The sequence below is a fragment of the Enterorhabdus sp. P55 genome, assembly GCF_009911695.1.
Classification (GTDB): Bacteria; Actinomycetota; Coriobacteriia; order Coriobacteriales; family Eggerthellaceae; genus Enterorhabdus.
On record NZ_QWKK01000295.1, the window covers coordinates 1 to 580 of the forward strand.

Here is a 580-nt window from a genome sequence, read left to right on the forward strand (position 1 = left end):
GACGGCGTGGGGCGCGCCGGCTGACGGCGCGGCCGGCGACGGGGCGGCGACGGCGGAGGCCGCGCTGGGCGTGGCCCCGCTGGAGGCGCGGGACGGGGGCATCCCGCTCGCGCTGACCGGCATGGCGAAGGAGCGCTCGGTGCTCGTCCGGGTGTCCGTCGAGCCGGCCGAGGGCGCCGAGCTGCAGGAGGTCGGGTTCGCCTTCGACGCCGCCCTCGAGGAGCGCGCGGTGGTGGCGGAGTCCTCGTTCGAGGATGGCGTGCTGAGCATCGTCGCCTCCGCCGGCGATGATGAGCTCGGCGCGGGCGAGGACGGCTCGCTGGCGCTCGGCGTCATCAAGGTGACGGCCGCGCCTGCCGGCGCGCGCGTGACGGTGACCGTCGAGCGCGTGGAGGCCGCGGACGCTCGTTACGTCGAGCGCGCGACGGCCGGCCCTGCGGCCGGCCCGGTGACCCTGGCCGTGACCGACGGCGCGGGCGGATCGGGCAGCGCCGGCGGAGACGGCGGCACCGGGAACAGCTCGGGCGTCGGCGGCGGCGCGGGGAGCGGAGGCGGCGCGGGTGACGGAGGCGGCTCGGGC

1 protein-coding gene is annotated in these 580 nt (G+C 79.3%); it reads left to right on the forward strand.

Annotation, left to right across the window (positions count from 1 at the left end; all coding sequences use genetic code 11):
• Window positions 1-580 (forward strand): hypothetical protein (locus D1643_RS11370; protein ID WP_201751125.1); only part of this gene is annotated, 580 nt, incomplete at both ends.